This window comes from Azospirillum sp. A29, assembly GCF_042604625.1.
GTDB classification, from domain to species: Bacteria; Pseudomonadota; Alphaproteobacteria; order Azospirillales; family Azospirillaceae; genus Azospirillum; species Azospirillum palustre.
Genome location: NZ_CP170470.1, coordinates 414,138 through 429,366, shown reverse-complemented (window position 1 = coordinate 429,366; position 15,229 = coordinate 414,138). Strand labels below are relative to the sequence as shown.

The following is a 15,229-nucleotide window of genomic DNA, read 5'->3' as shown; positions in this document are numbered from 1 at the left end:
GACGCCCGGCATGACCCATCAGAACGACGCCATTCCGTCCGCCGCTCCTCCCGAGACGACAGCCACCCAGGGCCGCCGGCCGGAAGACATCGAGCACGAGATCCAGTCGATCCGCGCCCGCATGGATTCGGTGATCGACGAGATCGAGTTCCGCCTGTCGCCCGGCCAGATGTCCGGCGGCGTGGTGCAGGTGGTACGCGACGTGATCCAGGGCGGCGGCGACGGACTGTCCGGCCGCATCGCCCGCGCCGTGCGCGCCAACCCGATCCCAGTGGCGCTGATGGGTGTCGGCGCCCTCTGGCTCGCCGTGGCCGTCGCCCGCACGCCGGAATCAACCACCGAATTCGACGATTACGCCCCCGGCGGCCGGCAGCTCGACCCGCGCAGCCGGCATCTGCTGACCGACCTGACCGGCGCCTGCCGCGACGGGGCGGAGGCCTTCCGCCGCGCCGACATGACCATCGCCGACCCGTCGCTGTCCGGCCGCCTGCAGGAACTGGCCGACCAGCTCGACCGCAGCGCCGTGGCGCTCGACGCCGAACTGCGCCAGGGCGGCGGCTGGATCGAGACCGCCGGCGACGGTGGGCGCGTCTGGTCGCCGATGCACGGGCTGGCGCAGGCCAACGCCCGCAGCGTGATGGCCGGAGCCGGCGGGCCGGGTGCCCGCGGCGACCTGCTGGCCCGGCTGGAAGGCGGGCTGGACGGCACGCTGGCCCTGTTCCGCGATGCCCTGCGCGATGCGCCGGACGACCATCTCCAGGTCGCCATCGGCGCCCAGTTCCATGCCCTGGAAACCGCGCGGCACCGGGTCGGCGCGCTCCGCGAAGCCGTGGTCTGAGGAGGACGGGGGATGCTGGGGCTGAGCCGCCGACATTATTACGAACACCGCAACCGCATGAATCGGCAGCACGGCGCGCAGCATGGCGGCGGGCGCGCCTCCAATGACGGCGACCGCCGGGGCCGGTCGGCGGACAGCCCGTCGGAGATCCCAAAGAAGGGCTGGAAGGACATCCTGCTGCGGGTGTGGGACGAGCAGAGCAAGGACAATGTGTCGATGCTGGCCGCCGGCGTCGCCTATTATGCCCTGCTCGCCATCTTCCCAGCCATCGCGGCACTGGTGTCGATCTACGGCCTCGTCGCCGACCCGGCGACGATCGAGAGCCAGCTGAACCAGCTGGGCAGCCTGCTGCCGCCCGAAGCCCTCAGCATCGTCAGCGACCAGGCGCGCAAGGTGGCGACCGCCCCGTCGCAGGGGCTGGGCTTCGGCCTGATCTTCGGCCTGCTGCTGACGCTGTGGAGCGCCTCGCGCGGGACCAATTCGATGGTGTCGGCGCTGAACATCGCCTATGGCGAGAAGGAGACGCGCGGTTTCCTCATGCTGGCGGCGCTGTCGATGGGGCTGACGGTGGCCGGGCTGCTGTTCATCATCCTCGCCATGGCGCTGATCGTCGCCGTCCCGGCCGTCATCAACATCATCGGGCTTCAGGATACCCCCATCGGCTGGATCGCCAGCCTGGCGCGCTGGCCGATCCTGGCGGCGACCATCATGCTGGCGCTGGCCGTCTTCTACCGCTACGCCCCCGACCGGAGGGAGCCGCAATGGCGCTGGGTCACCTGGGGCTCGGCGGTGGCGACCGTCGTCTGGCTGCTGGGCTCACTCGGATTCTCCGTCTATGTGTCGAACTTCGGCAGCTACAACGAGACCTACGGCTCGGTCGGCGCCGTCGTGGTTCTGCTGCTGTGGTTCAACCTGACCTCCTACGTCGTGCTGTTGGGGGCGGAGCTGAACGCGGAGATCGAGCACCAGACCGCCCGCGACACCACCGACCGCGACGGCCGTCCGGCCCGGCCGCTGGGCCAGCGCGACGCCTATGTCGCCGACACGGTGGGAGAGCGGAAGGCAAGCTAGCCGCGGAGACGCTTCCCGGCCCAAAAGCCTCTTGGCAAGCCGGCGGCCGCGCGCTAAGGTCGCCGTCATGCAACAGATGCTCGCCATCGCGTCCTGCGGACGCTCCCGATATTTTGGCCGCTGGTTTCGTTCGGCGGCCTAGGAACGCGCATCTGTCGCTCACTCCCGAAGCCGCCCGGACCGACCCGCGGCGGCTTTCGTGTTTGTGATCCCCGGCCCTTGATGGGCTGCACATCCTGAAAAATCCGAAGACGGGCGACCCGGGCGGCTTCATCACCAGCCGAGAGAGGTTGTCATGTTCGATTTCGATGTCGTCACCGGTCCCACCCAGCCGCCCCATTGCCATCTCGCCGACGAAGCCGCCGTCCCGGTCGCTTCCGAGTCGGCCCTGCTGCCGTCCAAGCTGATCGGTGCTGCGGCCACCGCCCTGGCCGAGCCGCATACGGCAAAAGGAGAAAAGTCGCGATCCTGATGCGGATCGGGCCGCCGACCGTGGCGTGCAGGGTCCGCATCCCAGCTTTCGACCAAAAAAATCACGAATCCTGCCTATGTTCGGCCGGCTGTTGTCGTATACTCCCTTTGGGCAGACGTGTCCGGGTGGCGGCTCAGCCGGCCGCACTCTTGTTGGCAGTTCCTCGCCGAGGTCCGGGTTGGGGCGGGCGCGATGGTCGGATCGGAAGAAGGATGACGAATCATGGCGGATGATGCTCTCTCAGGCGTCAACTCTATGGTCTCCAGCCTCAACGCGTCGATCAACAACGCGGTGGAGGCCATCAAGAAGTCGCAAAGCAATCAGGCTGTCGGCGACGTCAAGGAATATTCCAAGACGGTCAAGAAGTCGGCGCTGACTACCACGAGCGGCGCCACCGACATCGGCGTGCTTGCGAAGAACACCACCCGCCTGAACGTCGCCAGCACGCTGGCGCCGAACGACAAGGTCGATTTCTACAAGTTCAAGGTCACCTCGAAGGGCGAGATGACCATGGGGCAGGTCGGCGACGACGGCCTGCGCGTCCAGCTGATGAACAAGCTCGGCCGCGTGGTGGCCGACAGCGACCCGAAGGCCGGCGACGACTACAAGGCCTTCAAGCAGTTGCAGGCCGGCAACCTGACGGTCGACAAGGGCGACTACACCCTGCGCGTCAGCCGCGACAAGGGCCAGTCGGACAAGGACCCGAAGAATTACGCCATGCAGCTGGTCATGGGGAATTACAGCCAGGATTTCGACACGGTCGCCAAGCAGCCGGCCAAGGGCGACACCGGGCAGCAGGCACTCACCACCGGCCAGCAGGCGACGCTCGACGGTCTGAACCAGGCCATCGGCAGCATGAACTCCATCCCCACCGGACAGACCGGCACCCAGAAACTGATGGGCAGCTTCAGCCTGTTCGTGTGAAGGCGGTCCGCCGGTTGTGCTATGACGGAACGGAGCCGATCCGTTCCGGAGCAAGATTTTGCCGTCCATCACACGCCTGAGCCCCGCCGACCATCGCCGCGTTCCCTGGAAGAACGGCGGCGGCGTCACCACCGAGCTGGCGGTGGAACCCTCCGCCGATGGCCGCCCCGATGGGCGTTTCGTCTGGCGCGTCAGCATTGCCGACGTGGTCGAACCCGGTCCCTTTTCCGCCTTTCCCGGTTATGACCGCCTGATCGCCGTGGTGGAGGGTGACGGCATGCGCCTGTCGGTCGATGGCGCGCCGCCGGCTGAGCGCCGCCGCCTGGACCCCGCCTTCGCCTTTCCCGGCGAGGCCGCGGTGTGGTGCGAGCCGACCGCCGGGCTGATCCGCGACGTCAATTTGATGCTCGACCGCGCCTCGGCGACCGGCGTGTTGACTCTGCTGGCCGGCTCCGCCGCGCACCGGGCCAACGCCCACCAGGCTGCCGGCGACGTGCTGCTGGTTCACGCCCTTGCCGGCACGTTGACGGTGACGCCGGAGGATGGCGAGGCGCTGACGGTTCCCGCCGGCCACAGCCTGCTCCTGCGCGATGCGGCGGCGCTGGTGGAGGCGCCGGGCGAGGCTGAGGGTGTCTGTGCCGAGGTGTGGCGGCGTTAGGACTTCGCCGTCCGGATCAGCTCCGCATACCAGTGCGCCGAGTCCTTGCGTGTGCGGGCCAGAGTCTGGAAATCGACGTGGACGATGCCGAAGCGTTGTCCATAGCCGTTGCCCCATTCGAAATTGTCCAGCAGCGACCAGACGAAATAGCCGCGGACATCGGCACCCTGGGCCATCGCGTCGCGCATCGCCGCGTTGTAGATGGTCAGGTAATTGATGCGGTGCGGGTCGTGGACCCTGCCGTCCGGGCTGACGGCGTCGCTGCCGCCGCAACCGTTCTCCGTCACCACGATGGGCAGGCGGTAGCGGCGCTGGATGGTCAGCAGCTCGTCCCGGAAGGCGTCGGGGAAGATCGCCCAGCCGACGCCGTGGGTCGGCGAATCGGCCGGCGCGTCGCCCCAGCCATAGCCCCAGGTGCGGGCGGGATCGGCCTTGGCGAAGATCGGGCCGTAATGGTTCAGCCCGAACCAGTCCACCGGCCGGGCGATGCGCGCCATGTCGCCGGGCTGGACATGGGACTCGATGGCGGCGGCGGTCTGCGGCGGGTAGTGGCCCAGGATCTGCGGGTCGCAGAAAACCAGATTCCAATGCTCGTCCAGCAGGGCGGCGGCGGCGCGGTTCTCCGGCGTGTCGGTCTCCGGGATCACGACCTGCCGGTTGTGTATGGCGCCGATGGAGGCGCCCGGCACCATGTCGCGCAGCACGTCCACCCCGGCGCCATGGGCGAGGTTGACGTGGTGGATGGCGCGCAGATGCTGCGCCCGGTCGACGATTCCCGGTGCCGCCCAGGGGATCGCGTAGCCGAACAGGGTGAAGACCGAGAATTCGTTGAAGGTGATCCAGCGCTTCACCCGGTCGCCGTAGCGCCGGGCGCAGAGGGCCGCATAGTCGGCGTACCAGCCGGCGCAGTCGCGCGACGACCAGCCGCCCAGATCCTGCAAGGCCTGCGGCAAATCCCAATGGTAGAGGCACAGCCAGGGCTCGATGCCCGACTCCAGAAGCCGGTCGATCAGCCGGTCGTAGAAGTCCAGCCCCGCCTCGTTCACCGCCCCCTTGCCGCGCGGCATCACCCGCGGCCAGGAGATGGAGAAGCGGTAGGCGTCGACGCCCAGCCCCTTCATCAGGGCCACATCCTCCGGCATGCGGTGGTAGTGGTCGCAGGCGACGTCGCCGGTGTCGCCGTTCACCACCCCGCCCTGGGTGCGGCAGCGCACGTCCCAGATGCTGGCGCCGCGCCCGTCCTCAGCAGCCGCTCCTTCGATCTGGTAGGCGGAGGTGGAAACGCCCCAGACGAAGCCCGGCGGGTACGGGGTGGACGGATTTGGGGGGGGCCGGTCGGTCATCGTCAGGCTGCGATCTGGTTGATGCTGCGGCAGCGGGCCTCGAAGGCGTCGGAGATGAATTCGGGGCGCTTGTAATAGCCCTTGATCCAGCTCGCCAGCAGGCAGAGTTCCTCCAGCTTCACCAGCTCGTCCAGCGTCCCGTCGGGAAAGCGGATGGTGAAGCTTTCGGAGATGTATTCCAGCACCTGCTCGACCTGGTCGATGGACAGCTGGATGTCGGTTTCCAGCGTCGCATTGCGGGTCAGCAGAGCCTCATCGACCCCATACTCGTCGCGGATCAGCTTCACGATCCAACGGAACATGTGCATCCAGTTGGATACACCCTCGATCGACTTGCTCATCGCGACGCTCGGCTTCGGTTGCGCGAAAGGGGTATGCGGCAGCGACTGTACGCACGGATCGTTAAAGAATAACGCAGCCCCCGTCGGGGTCTCCAGCCGGGCGCGGCAATAAACCGCGCGGCTTTTGCCACCTGTACGGGCAGCGGCGCCGCGGATCTGCCCAAGCACTGTGCATCGGCGGGCGGGGAAGCGGCCGGAAGCCGCCATCCGCAGTGCGGCACGCCCCATGCAGAACGAAGCCGACCGATCGCACAGCGAGGCTTCCGCCATGAAAAGCGCCGCCACCCCCGATGTCCATCCCGTCGACGAGGTTCTGGCGCCCTGGCGGCTGCTGGCGCTGGGGTTGCAGCATGTGCTGGTGATGTATGCCGGGGCCATCGCGGTGCCGCTGATCGTCGGCGGCGCCCTGAAGCTGCCGAAGGACCAGATCGCCATGCTGATCAACGCCGACCTGTTCGCCTGCGGCGTGGTCACGCTGATCCAGGCGGTGGGGTTCTGGCGATTCGGCATCCGGTTGCCGGTGATGATGGGCGTCACCTTCGCTGCCGTCGGCCCGATGGTGGCGATGGCGACAAACCCGTCGCTGGGGTTGCTGGGGATTTACGGCGCGGTGATCGGGTCGGGCATCTTCGCCATCCTGGCCGCTCCGCTGGTCGGCAGGCTGCTGCCGCTGTTCCCGCCGGTGGTGACCGGCAGCGTGATCGCCATTATCGGCGTCTCGCTGATGCGGGTGGGTGTGGGCTGGGCCGGCGGCGGGGTCGGCAACCCGCGATTCGGCGACCCGGCCTTCCTGGGCGTCGCTGCCTTCGTGCTGCTGACGATCCTGGCGCTGATGAAGCATGGCCGTGGTTTCGTCCGCAACGTTGCGGTGCTGCTGGGGCTGGTGGCCGGCATGGTGCTGGCGATGGTTCTGGGCATGGTCGATTTCAAAGGGCTGGGGGAGGCGCCGTGGGTCGCGCTGGTTCAGCCCTTCCAGTTCGGCATGCCGGTGTTCGATCCGGTCGCCATCCTGACCATGTCGCTGGTGATGATCGTGGTGATGATCGAGTCGACCGGCATGTTCCTGGCCGTCGGCGACATGGTCGGCCGCCCGGTGAGCCGCGAGGATCTGGTCCGCGGCCTGCGCACCGACGGGCTGGGCACGCTGATCGGCGGCGTTTTCAACACCTTCCCCTACACCTCCTTCTCGCAGAATGTCGGGCTGGTCGGGGTGACGGGCGTGCGCAGCCGCTGGGTCTGCGCGGCGGGCGGGCTGATCCTGCTGCTGCTCGGGTTGCTGCCGAAGCTGGCCCATGTGGTGGCGTCGGTGCCGGCCTTCGTGCTGGGCGGGGCCGGGCTGGTGATGTTCGGCATGGTGGCGGCGACCGGCGTGAAGATCCTGACGCAGGTCGATTTCGCCGGCCGGCGCGAGAACCTGATCGTCGTGGCGGTCAGCATCGGCGTCGGGCTGATCCCGCTGGTGTCGGACAAGTTCTTCTCGCAGATGCCGGCCTTCCTGTCGCCGCTTCTGCACAGCGGCATCCTGCTCGGCACTCTGACGGCGGTGGCGCTGAACTGGTACTTCAATGGGCTGGCGAGCGCCGACCGCGCCCGCCACGACGTCGCGGCCGCTGCGCAGGGGGCGGAGGCTTAAGCCTTCCGCCCCAGCAGATCCTTGCTGGCGAGCAGCGATCCGCCGGCGATCAGGGCGCATGACACCCAGATGATGCCCGAATTGGCGGCAAGACCGAACAGGACCAGCAGCAGGGTGGACAGCAGGGGTGCCAGATAGGACAGCGCCCCCAGCGCCCGGATGTCGCCGTGGCGCACGCCGTAATCCCAGACGAAGAAGGCAGCGCCCACCGGTCCCAGTCCGAGCAGAAGCATCGCTCCCCAGCTGGCGGCGCTGTCCGGCCACACCGTGCGCTCCAGCGCCAGATGGCAGAGCAGCGACAGCAGCGCGGTGACGAGGCAGAAGGCGCTGACCGCGTCGGTCGGCGCCTCGCCGATCTGGCCCAGCCGGCGGCGCAGCACCGAATAGCCGGCCCAGGTGACGGCGCTGCCGAGTGCCGCGGCATATCCCGGCAGATGCGCCGGATCGATGGAAAATCCACCGGTGCCGCCGCGCGCGACCAGCAGCGCGGTGCCCGCCAGCCCGGCGACGGCGCCGCCGACATGCCACGCCCGCAGCCGTTCCCCCGGCAGCAGGGCGGAGAACAGCACGATCAGCAGCGGCCACAGATAGTTGATCAGGTTGGCCTCCACCGGCGGCGCCGCCTGCAAGGCCATGAAGTAGAGGAAGTGGAAGCCGAACAGTCCGCCGACGCCCAGTGCCCAGGCCGCGACCGGCTGGCGGAAATAGCGCAGGGGGTTGTCGCCGCGGGATGCGGTCCAGCAACTGCCGACCAGGAAGGCCAGCAGGAAGGAGGTCGCCACCAGCTGGAACGGCGGCACCATGGCGGCCAGCGTCGCCAGCGGGGCCAGCGTCGCCCACAGCAGGATGGCGATGAAGCCGACCAAAGTGGCGCGGTTGGATGTGCGGCGGTCGGGCAGGGTGGCAGTGGTGGAGGAGGCGGTCATGATGCCTGTCGGTCGGTTGGCCCCGGGGAGGCGACCATAGCCGGCATGCTGAGGGCTGTCTTGACCGGATCTCCGCCGCGCATTGACCGAAACTCCGGCCTCACGCCGTCATCGGCAGCGGCTCGGTCCGGGCGAAGGCGGTCATCACCATCGCCTCGGCCGCCTCGGCCGCCAGCGGGCGCGAGATCAGGAAGCCTTGCAGGCAGTCGCAGCCGGCCTCGGCCAGCCAATGGCGCTGCTCGGCGGTCTCCACCCCCTCCGCCACGGTGGACAGCAGAAGCCGCTGGGCGAGCGCGATGACGGTGGAGGCGATGTCGGGGGCATGCGGCAGGTCGTTGACGAAGCTGCGGTCGATCTTCAGCACATCGACCGGCAGCTGGCGCAGATAGGCCAGCGAGGAATAGCCGGTGCCGAAATCGTCGATGGCGATGCGCACCCCCAACGCCCGCAGCCGGTTCAGCGTCGGCAGTTGGTGGCGCACGTCCTTCATGATGACGGTCTCGGTGATCTCCAGTTCCAGCAGGTTGGGCGGCGTGCCGTGGCTCTGCAACACCTGTTCGACCAGCCGGGCGAAGCCGGGATCGGCGAGCTGGCGGGCCGAGACGTTGACCGCCACCGGCACCGGGCCGTGGTCGAGCGCCCAGCGGGTCGCGGTGCGGCAGGCCTCTTCCAGCACCCAGCGGCCGATCTCGATGATCAGGCCGGTGTCCTCGGCGACCGGGATGAAATCGGCGGGAGAGACCGCCGCCCCCTCGTGCCGCCAACGGATCAGCGCCTCGAAGCCGGTCAGCCGGCCACCCGCCGCCTCGATCTTCGGCTGATAGACCAGCTCGAAGGCGCGCGACGCCACCGCCTCGCGCAGGCCTGATTCCAGCCGCAGCCGGGTTTCCGCCCGGTCGGTCATTTCGCGGGTGTAGAAGACGAAGCGGTCGCCGCCGGCCGCCTTCGCCGCCTGCATCGCCGAATCGGCCATCCGCATCAGACCGGTGGCGTCCGGCGCGTCTCCATTCCCCGCTTCCGGATGGACGGCCACGCCGATGCTGGCGGTGAGATGGACGCGGTGTTCCCCCACCTCGCGCAGGGAGGACAGGCCGTCGAGCAGCCGCTGCGCGACCATCGCCGCCTCGTCCCGGTCGGCGACGCGCTCCAGCACCACCAGGAACTCGTCGCCGCCCAGCCGGCCGACGGTGTCGCAGCGGCGCACGCTGGCGCCCAGCCGCTCCGCCACCCGGCAGAGCAGCAGGTCGCCGATGCCGTGGCCCAGGCTGTCGTTCACCCGCTTGAAGCGGTCGAGGTCGACATACAGCACCGCCAGCCGGCCGGCATCCGGTTCGCGCGCGCGGTTCGCCAGCTCGATGGCGTGGTCCAGCCGGTCGAGCAGCAGCGCCCGGTTCGCCAGCCCGGTCAGCGGGCAGCGCGTCGCCAGCCGCCGCAGCTCGTCATGCTCGTGCTCCAGCAGGGTCAGGGTCTGGTTGAAGCGGGCGATGACGAAGCCAAGCTCGTCGTCGGCATGGCCGCGCGGCACGGCCAGCGGCTGGCCATAGGGCTTTTCCGGGTCGATCCGCGCCACCGCGCGGCCGATCTGCAACAGCGGGCGGGTCAGCAGCCGATGAAACACCGCCGCCATCGCCAGCCCGATCAGCAGGTTGCGCAGAGTCCCCGCCACCAGCGCCGCGGAAACATAGGTGAGGAAGCCGGAGGCCGCCCGTCCGGTGTCGATGCCGACGATCAGCTGTCCGATCCGCGAGCCGTCGGCGGCCCGCGGCCCGCTCGCCAATCCGTTCGTCGGGGTCATCAGCTCGTGCGTCACCACCGGCCGGTCGACGAACAGCAGGGCGGTCGCCCCGCGTTCCAGCAGGCCGGCCGGCTTGGGCGGGCGTTCGCGGCGCGCCAGCAGGGTGCCATCGCTGAGACGGATTTCCGCCCAGGCGGCGTTGGCGCGGACCATGCCCTGCAACACCTGTCCGGCCAGCTCCGCGTCGATCAGCCAGGCGGCGCTGGCGGCCGGTCCCTCGACCAGAGCGACCACGTCCTTGACCTGCGCCAGCGCCGCCGCCCGCTCGCGCGTGGCGGTCCAGGCGAACTCGGCCGCGGTGATGGTCAGGCCGATGACGAAGGCGGCGAGGACCGCGTGAATCGCCTGCTTCAGCGTCAGGCTGCGCAGGACTGGGATCGCCATCGCACCGTTCCTAAGGCCGGGTGTTTCGCATCGCCGCCCCTGCCTGGGGTTAAGCCTTTCGGCTGGAACGGCGAACCGCAGCATTAGTGGGGCGGGCGATGACCGGGACGCGGCGGATCTGTGAAATTTTTGTAACCGGGGCTGTGCTCTATTGCTGACAATGCATATTGCTGCATAGGGCTATTCCTGTGGCGCATGGCTACCATTCAGCATTGGTAATACCAGTTCGTGTGCGCCGCAGCATATTCTGCCCTTGCCCATTCTCGGGGCGTTTCCTCCCTAAACTATAGGGCCGCGCGATTGCGCGGCCCTTTTTCTTTTTCGGGGTCTTTTCCGGGAGGAGCCGGGCGGGTCAGACCCGGCGGGCGAGCGCCAGCAGGCCACCGGCGCCGATCATCAGGCCGCCGGTCAGGCGGTTCAGCGACTTGGCTGCCGACACCGTGGTCAGCTTCGCCGCCAGACGGTCGCCGCCGGTGGCATAGGCCATGATCCAGCCGAACTCGATCACCACCATGGTGGCGACCAGCGCCACCAGCTGCGGCGCCAGCGGGGCGGCGGCGTCGATGAATTGCGGGAACAGCGCACCCATGAAGACCAGCGCCTTCGGGTTGCTGAAGGCGACCAGCGTGCCGCGCAGGAACAGGCGGACGGGCGTCCCCTCCCCCGATGCGGCGGCGGCGGCATCGCGCTCGCCCGGCTGGTCGACCGGCGCCCGCCATGCGGCGATCCCGAGCCAGGTCAGATAGGCGACACCGGCCCAGCGCACGATCTCGAAGGCGAGGACGGAGGTGGAGAGCAGGGCGCCCAGCCCGAAGGCCGACAGCGCCGCCATCACCGCCAGCGCCGCGCACATGCCGGCCCCGCCCCAGGCGGCGCGGCGTGCGCCGAACCGCAGGCCGAGGCTCATCGCCAGCAGCATGTTCGGGCCCGGCGTCATCGAGATCACGAAGGCGGTGGCGAAGAAGAAGGCGAGCGTCTGCCACGTCATGGCTGGAAACCTCGATACCAGGGGATATGCCGGGGAGGGAGCGACAATCGGCCACATCACAGCAACATGCGCCCGGTTCCGCCGCAAGCGGCGGCGGCGAAACACAGCCATGCTTGCGGAACCGGCTTTCCGCAACCGGCTTTCGGCAACCGGCATTTCCGCAACCGGCATTTCCGATGCGGCTCAGTGCGACGCCGTCTGGACCTGCCACGCACGGAAGGCGAGGTTCGCCGAATCCTGGTCGGGCCGCTTGTAGGAGGCGAAGCGGCGGTCGCGGATGCGGCCGCGCGCCTCCTTCCACACGGCGTTCCAGTCGATGGCGCCGTCGGCCAGCAGCCGCTCCTCCATGATGCCCAGCAGAGCCTCGTTGACCGTCGACACGCCGATGTTCTGGGTCGCCAGAACCAGCGCGTCGGGGGCACGTTCCAGGGTCGAGCGCAGGCGCGTGTGTCCGCCGCAGGAGCCCCAGAAGACCAGCGCCGTGCCCGGCGCGATCTCCGTCATGGTGGCGTCCTCGTGATAGCTGTGGCCGCGATGGATGACGATGGACGGGGTCAGCCCCTCGCGCGCCATCCAGTCCCAGGCGGCGGCACGGCCGGCGTCGCCGGCACCGGGGATGTCGGCGACGATGATGATCCGGCGTCCGTGGCGTTCCGGACTGATGGCGACGGCGAAGCCGGACTGGGCGTGCAGCGCCCAGCCCTGCGCGCGGTGCTGGCGCAGGAAGCCGCGGAAGGACGCCCGGCCGTCGGGATCGTCGTAGAAGGTCATCCGCTGTACGTTGATGCCGTTGCGGAACAGGCGCTGTCCGCTCAGCACCGGCAGGGCGACCAGCGGATGGTTCTGGGGGAAGCGTTCCGCCTCGAAGGCAGGGGTGGCCGGCCGGCCGGACAGCCGTGCCGCGTGCAGGCTGCCCGCCAACCCGATCATGCTCCGGGCCGGCGTGTCGCCGGTCCCGTTCCGTACGGAAACTTCCTGAAGGCCGGTCTTTGCCGGCGTGTCGCCAGCGGCGCGGTAGCGGGCGGCCAGCTCGTCCTCGAGCGCGGCGCGGATGGGAGGGCTGTCGAGATCCATGGCGTCGGCCAGGGCTCCGATCACGACGGCGGTGTCGATCGCCGGCGGCTTGCCGTCGACCGGCAGCAGAGCCCGCAGGCTCTCGCGCATCAGCTCGCGTGCGATGGCCGGGTTGGTGCCGAACAGGCTCGCCGCCCGTCCGCCGCCGACCGTCGCGACGAAGAACTCCGCCCACAATGGCCGCGTCCGCTCCTCGCGCGCGAGGTCGAGGAAACTGCGCTTCTCCAGCTTCACCTGGATCCGCAGGATGTTGACCAGCCCGTCGAGCGAGGAGGTGTAGAGCTGCGGCCCGATCCGCGCGATCAGCCCGAGCAGATCCTCCGACGACATCGCCATCGTGATGCGGAAGCGGTCGGCCGGCGGATCGTCGACCATGTCGTCGAGCAGCGCGCCGATCTTCGGCGCCATCCCCGCCGGATCGCGCGCCAGCGAGGCCGCCAATGCCTTGGCCGCATGGATTTCCAGGGCCCGGAGATCCGTCTTCGGCAGGCGTTTGCGCAGCTCGTGCCGCGTCTCGTAGAAGGGCATGCCCCCCTCCAGCGAGCGGGTCAGCAGCCCGAGGTCGAGCGCGCGGGCGATGATCTCCTCGCCGCCGGGACGGGTGCTCAATTGGTCGGCGGCTCCGACCGCATCGAAGGGCGCCTGCGGAACGGCGTCGCGCAGGGCGACCAGCGCCGCGTCGCCGGGGAACAGGCTGGAGCAGCGGAACGCCTCGGCCGGCGACCGGCGGGCCAGGTCGGCGAAGGCGGCATCCCCGCCGAACAGGGCGTCGAGCACCTGCTGGCTCGCCGGCTCATGGTCGGCGCAGGCGGTCTGCCCATCCGCCGGCCGGCTGTCGGAAGCCCGGCTGCTCATGATCCGCTCGTCGGCGGCCCTGGCTTCGGCCATCCTGGCGGCCTTGGCCGCTTTCGCGGCGGCGGTTCTCGCCTCTGCGGTCTGCGGATCGGCGTTCAGCGCGTTTGAAAGCGCGGCGGGCGGCTTGGCGGCGACGGGCTGGGGCCGGCCCTGCGGTTTCGGCCGCTCGGGCGCCATCAGTTCCGCCGCATGGATGGGCTTGGGCGGCAACTCCGTCACCGGCTGCGCCATGCCCAAAGCCGGAAATCCGGTTGCGAGGACGGTGCAGACGGACAGCAGCAGCCGGCTGGTCCATCGCGACGGGGAAGCCGCAGCGGGAGCGGGGAGCGAACGACCAGGGAGCACGTCGATGGCTGCTTCGGAGATTGAACGGGGCGGGCGGCGGCGCGGGATAACACAGGCCTGACGGCGTACCCCGATAGGACTAGCGTATGCAGGCAATATCGGATTTGTCACCCGTTACCCGCACTCCGCCTGCATATTCTTGCCGCTCCGGCGGTGGAGTACCCCGCACTGGCCGTCCGGCGGGATCGGAATAGCCCAGTGAAGCATGGACAGGGACCGTTCGCGTACCAATCCTCAGTCCTTCGTCCGGCATCCAGGCCGGACCGGTGGCTGGATGGAGGGTGCGTATGCGTGCATACCGTCTCTTGGCCCACTCCTTGGCTCGCGCCTTCGCGCCTGCGGTCGCCAGTCTTCCGATTCTCGCTCTTTTATGCCTGCCCGCATTTGTCGCTCCGGCCGCGGCGCAGACGCCGGTGGACGTGGAACTGGTCTTTGCGGTCGACGTGTCCGGCAGCGTCGATCCGGACGAGGCGAAGCTTCAGCGCAACGGCTATGTCCAGGCCCTGCTGAACCCGAAGGTGCAGGCGGCGATCCGCGGCGGACCCTTCGGCCGGATCAGCGCCACCTATGTGGAATGGGCGGGGGAAAGCCACCAGCACACCGTCGTCGGCTGGACCGAACTGAGCGATCCGGCCAGCATCGAGCGCTTCGCCGCCAGCGTGGCGGAGGCGCCGATGATGACGGAGCAGTGGACCTCGATCAGCGCGGTCATCGACTACGCCATCCCGCTGTTCGGCAACAACGGGTTCGAGGGGACACGGCGGGTCATCGACATTTCCGGCGACGGCGAGAACAACCGCGGCCGTCCGGTGGAGGAGGCGCGCGACGCCGCGGTCGCCCGCGGCATCACCATCAACGGGCTGCCGATCCTGAACGACCGCCCCAACCCCTGGGGCGGGGCGGCGCCGAACGATCTGGAAGCCTATTACCGCGAGCATGTCATCGGCGGTCCCGGCGCCTTCCTGGTGCCCGCCCGCGACTTCGACGCCTTCGCCGACGCCATCCTCAGCAAACTGCTGCTGGAGGTGTCGGGCGTGCCGCCGACCGGGCGGGGGCAAGGGCGAGGGCGGGACTTCGCCGCCCGCTGACCGCTGCCGCCCGCTGAACGGGCGGTGACTCAGTTGACCGTCCGGCCGTCAGTTGACCGTCCGGTCAATGGCGCGGCCAGCCTTTTCCGCCGGGCCCGGTGGGTCGATGGCGTCCTTGACGCTCTGGCCGGCGTTGTCGAGGGACTTGCCGGCCCGTTCGGCCGGGCCTTCGTTGTGGCAGGCGGCCACGGCGACCAGCGGCAGGACCAGGGCGGCGGCGCGCAACAGCGTCAGCATCGGAGTCTCCTTCACGTATGGCGCGCGGCGTCCGGTGACGGGCGGCGCGCTGCAGTGCGGAAGGAACGCCATGGCCGGGCTTCGGGTTCGCCGCCTAGCCGATTTCTCCGCCGACGGCCACACCTGGGCCGGAACGCCGCCGTTCAAGCTACTCCCCCTGATCGCGCCTTTCTCTCTCCAGTCGGCATTTTGTGTTCTACGGTCAACTGCCCGCCGCCGCACCCGTGCCACTCTTCCTGCCGTGATGAGACGGGCGG

14 protein-coding genes are annotated in these 15,229 nt (G+C 69.2%); 7 read left to right on the top strand and 7 right to left on the bottom strand.

Annotated features, from left to right (window positions below):
- Positions 1–10: 10 nt before the first annotated feature.
- The 5 genes from ABNQ38_RS37745 (at position 11) to ABNQ38_RS37725 (ending at position 3,963) form a co-directional block, all read left to right on the top strand.
- Positions 11–838, top strand: coding sequence for a DUF3618 domain-containing protein (locus ABNQ38_RS37745; RefSeq protein ID WP_377811562.1), 828 nt, complete (start codon positions 11–13; stop codon positions 836–838).
- 12 nt (positions 839–850) lie between these two features.
- A complete protein-coding gene (locus ABNQ38_RS37740) occupies positions 851–1,909 on the top strand; it encodes a YihY/virulence factor BrkB family protein (protein ID WP_377811561.1) in 1,059 nt (352 codons plus the stop codon).
- A gap of 295 nt (positions 1,910–2,204) precedes the next feature.
- Positions 2,205–2,381 carry a hypothetical protein gene (locus ABNQ38_RS37735; protein ID WP_377811560.1) on the top strand — a complete coding sequence of 59 codons (177 nt, stop codon included), beginning with the start codon at positions 2,205–2,207 and terminating at the stop codon, positions 2,379–2,381.
- Positions 2,382–2,603: 222 nt separating this feature from the next.
- Positions 2,604–3,305, top strand: coding sequence for a hypothetical protein (locus tag ABNQ38_RS37730; protein WP_377811559.1), 702 nt, complete (start codon positions 2,604–2,606; stop codon positions 3,303–3,305).
- 58 nt (positions 3,306–3,363) lie between these two features.
- Positions 3,364–3,963, top strand: a complete 600-nt coding sequence (locus ABNQ38_RS37725) for a HutD family protein (protein WP_377811558.1) — start codon at positions 3,364–3,366, stop codon at positions 3,961–3,963.
- Here ABNQ38_RS37725 and ABNQ38_RS37720 read toward each other — a convergent pair.
- Both ABNQ38_RS37720 and ABNQ38_RS37715 read right to left on the bottom strand, forming a co-directional pair.
- A complete protein-coding gene (locus tag ABNQ38_RS37720) occupies positions 3,960–5,306 on the bottom strand; it encodes a GH1 family beta-glucosidase (protein WP_377811557.1) in 1,347 nt (448 codons plus the stop codon). The two genes, ABNQ38_RS37725 and ABNQ38_RS37720, sit on opposite strands and share 4 nt — an antisense overlap.
- A 2-nt stretch (positions 5,307–5,308) precedes the next feature.
- Positions 5,309–5,647 (bottom strand): acyl carrier protein, encoded by a 339-nt coding sequence (locus ABNQ38_RS37715; RefSeq protein ID WP_377811556.1) that lies wholly within the window; start codon positions 5,645–5,647, stop codon positions 5,309–5,311.
- A 268-nt stretch (positions 5,648–5,915) separates the two neighbouring features.
- On the opposite strand from ABNQ38_RS37715, the gene ABNQ38_RS37710 reads away from it, so the two are divergent.
- Complete coding sequence (locus ABNQ38_RS37710; RefSeq protein WP_377811555.1) at positions 5,916–7,280, top strand: nucleobase:cation symporter-2 family protein; 1,365 nt, start codon at positions 5,916–5,918, stop codon at positions 7,278–7,280.
- Here the strand turns inward: ABNQ38_RS37710 and ABNQ38_RS37705 are convergent.
- From ABNQ38_RS37705 to ABNQ38_RS37690, 4 genes are all read right to left on the bottom strand, one after another.
- Positions 7,277–8,206 carry a DMT family transporter gene (locus ABNQ38_RS37705; protein WP_377811554.1) on the bottom strand — a complete coding sequence of 310 codons (930 nt, stop codon included), beginning with the start codon at positions 8,204–8,206 and terminating at the stop codon, positions 7,277–7,279. The two genes, ABNQ38_RS37710 and ABNQ38_RS37705, sit on opposite strands and share 4 nt — an antisense overlap.
- 100 nt (positions 8,207–8,306) lie before the next feature.
- Complete coding sequence (locus tag ABNQ38_RS37700) at positions 8,307–10,385, bottom strand: putative bifunctional diguanylate cyclase/phosphodiesterase (protein ID WP_377811553.1); 2,079 nt, start codon at positions 10,383–10,385, stop codon at positions 8,307–8,309.
- A 352-nt stretch (positions 10,386–10,737) separates the two neighbouring features.
- Positions 10,738–11,373 carry a LysE family translocator gene (locus tag ABNQ38_RS37695; protein ID WP_377811552.1) on the bottom strand — a complete coding sequence of 212 codons (636 nt, stop codon included), beginning with the start codon at positions 11,371–11,373 and terminating at the stop codon, positions 10,738–10,740.
- A 183-nt stretch (positions 11,374–11,556) separates the two neighbouring features.
- Entirely contained in the window at positions 11,557–13,533 is a 1,977-nt protein-coding gene (locus ABNQ38_RS37690) for a hypothetical protein (RefSeq protein ID WP_377811551.1), read from the bottom strand.
- A gap of 527 nt (positions 13,534–14,060) precedes the next feature.
- On the opposite strand from ABNQ38_RS37690, the gene ABNQ38_RS37685 reads away from it, so the two are divergent.
- Entirely contained in the window at positions 14,061–14,735 is a 675-nt protein-coding gene (locus tag ABNQ38_RS37685; RefSeq protein WP_377811550.1) for a DUF1194 domain-containing protein, read from the top strand.
- Positions 14,736–14,783: 48 nt separating this feature from the next.
- Here the strand turns inward: ABNQ38_RS37685 and ABNQ38_RS37680 are convergent, their stop codons facing one another.
- The gene (locus tag ABNQ38_RS37680; protein WP_246307540.1) at positions 14,784–14,972 is read right to left on the bottom strand and encodes a hypothetical protein; all 189 of its coding nucleotides are present in this window, start codon (positions 14,970–14,972) and stop codon (positions 14,784–14,786) included.
- Positions 14,973–15,229: the final 257 nt, after the last annotated feature.

Bases quoted from the DNA above. Each gene is read 5' to 3' on its own strand.
- ABNQ38_RS37730 (WP_377811559.1), top strand. From the start codon at position 2,604: ATGGCGGATGATGCTCTCTCAGGCGTCAACTCTATGGTCTCCAGCCTC.
- ABNQ38_RS37710 (WP_377811555.1), top strand. From the start codon at position 5,916: ATGAAAAGCGCCGCCACCCCCGATGTCCATCCCGTCGACGAGGTTCTG.
- ABNQ38_RS37680 (WP_246307540.1), bottom strand. From the start codon at position 14,972: ATGCTGACGCTGTTGCGCGCCGCCGCCCTGGTCCTGCCGCTGGTCGCC.
- ABNQ38_RS37740 (WP_377811561.1), top strand. From the start codon at position 851: ATGCTGGGGCTGAGCCGCCGACATTATTACGAACACCGCAACCGCATG.
- ABNQ38_RS37695 (WP_377811552.1), bottom strand. From the start codon at position 11,373: ATGACGTGGCAGACGCTCGCCTTCTTCTTCGCCACCGCCTTCGTGATC.
- ABNQ38_RS37690 (WP_377811551.1), bottom strand. From the start codon at position 13,533: ATGGCGCAGCCGGTGACGGAGTTGCCGCCCAAGCCCATCCATGCGGCG.
- ABNQ38_RS37700 (WP_377811553.1), bottom strand. From the start codon at position 10,385: ATGGCGATCCCAGTCCTGCGCAGCCTGACGCTGAAGCAGGCGATTCAC.
- ABNQ38_RS37720 (WP_377811557.1), bottom strand. From the start codon at position 5,306: ATGACCGACCGGCCCCCCCCAAATCCGTCCACCCCGTACCCGCCGGGC.
- ABNQ38_RS37715 (WP_377811556.1), bottom strand. From the start codon at position 5,647: ATGAGCAAGTCGATCGAGGGTGTATCCAACTGGATGCACATGTTCCGT.
- ABNQ38_RS37735 (WP_377811560.1), top strand. From the start codon at position 2,205: ATGTTCGATTTCGATGTCGTCACCGGTCCCACCCAGCCGCCCCATTGC.
- ABNQ38_RS37705 (WP_377811554.1), bottom strand. From the start codon at position 8,206: ATGACCGCCTCCTCCACCACTGCCACCCTGCCCGACCGCCGCACATCC.
- ABNQ38_RS37745 (WP_377811562.1), top strand. From the start codon at position 11: ATGACCCATCAGAACGACGCCATTCCGTCCGCCGCTCCTCCCGAGACG.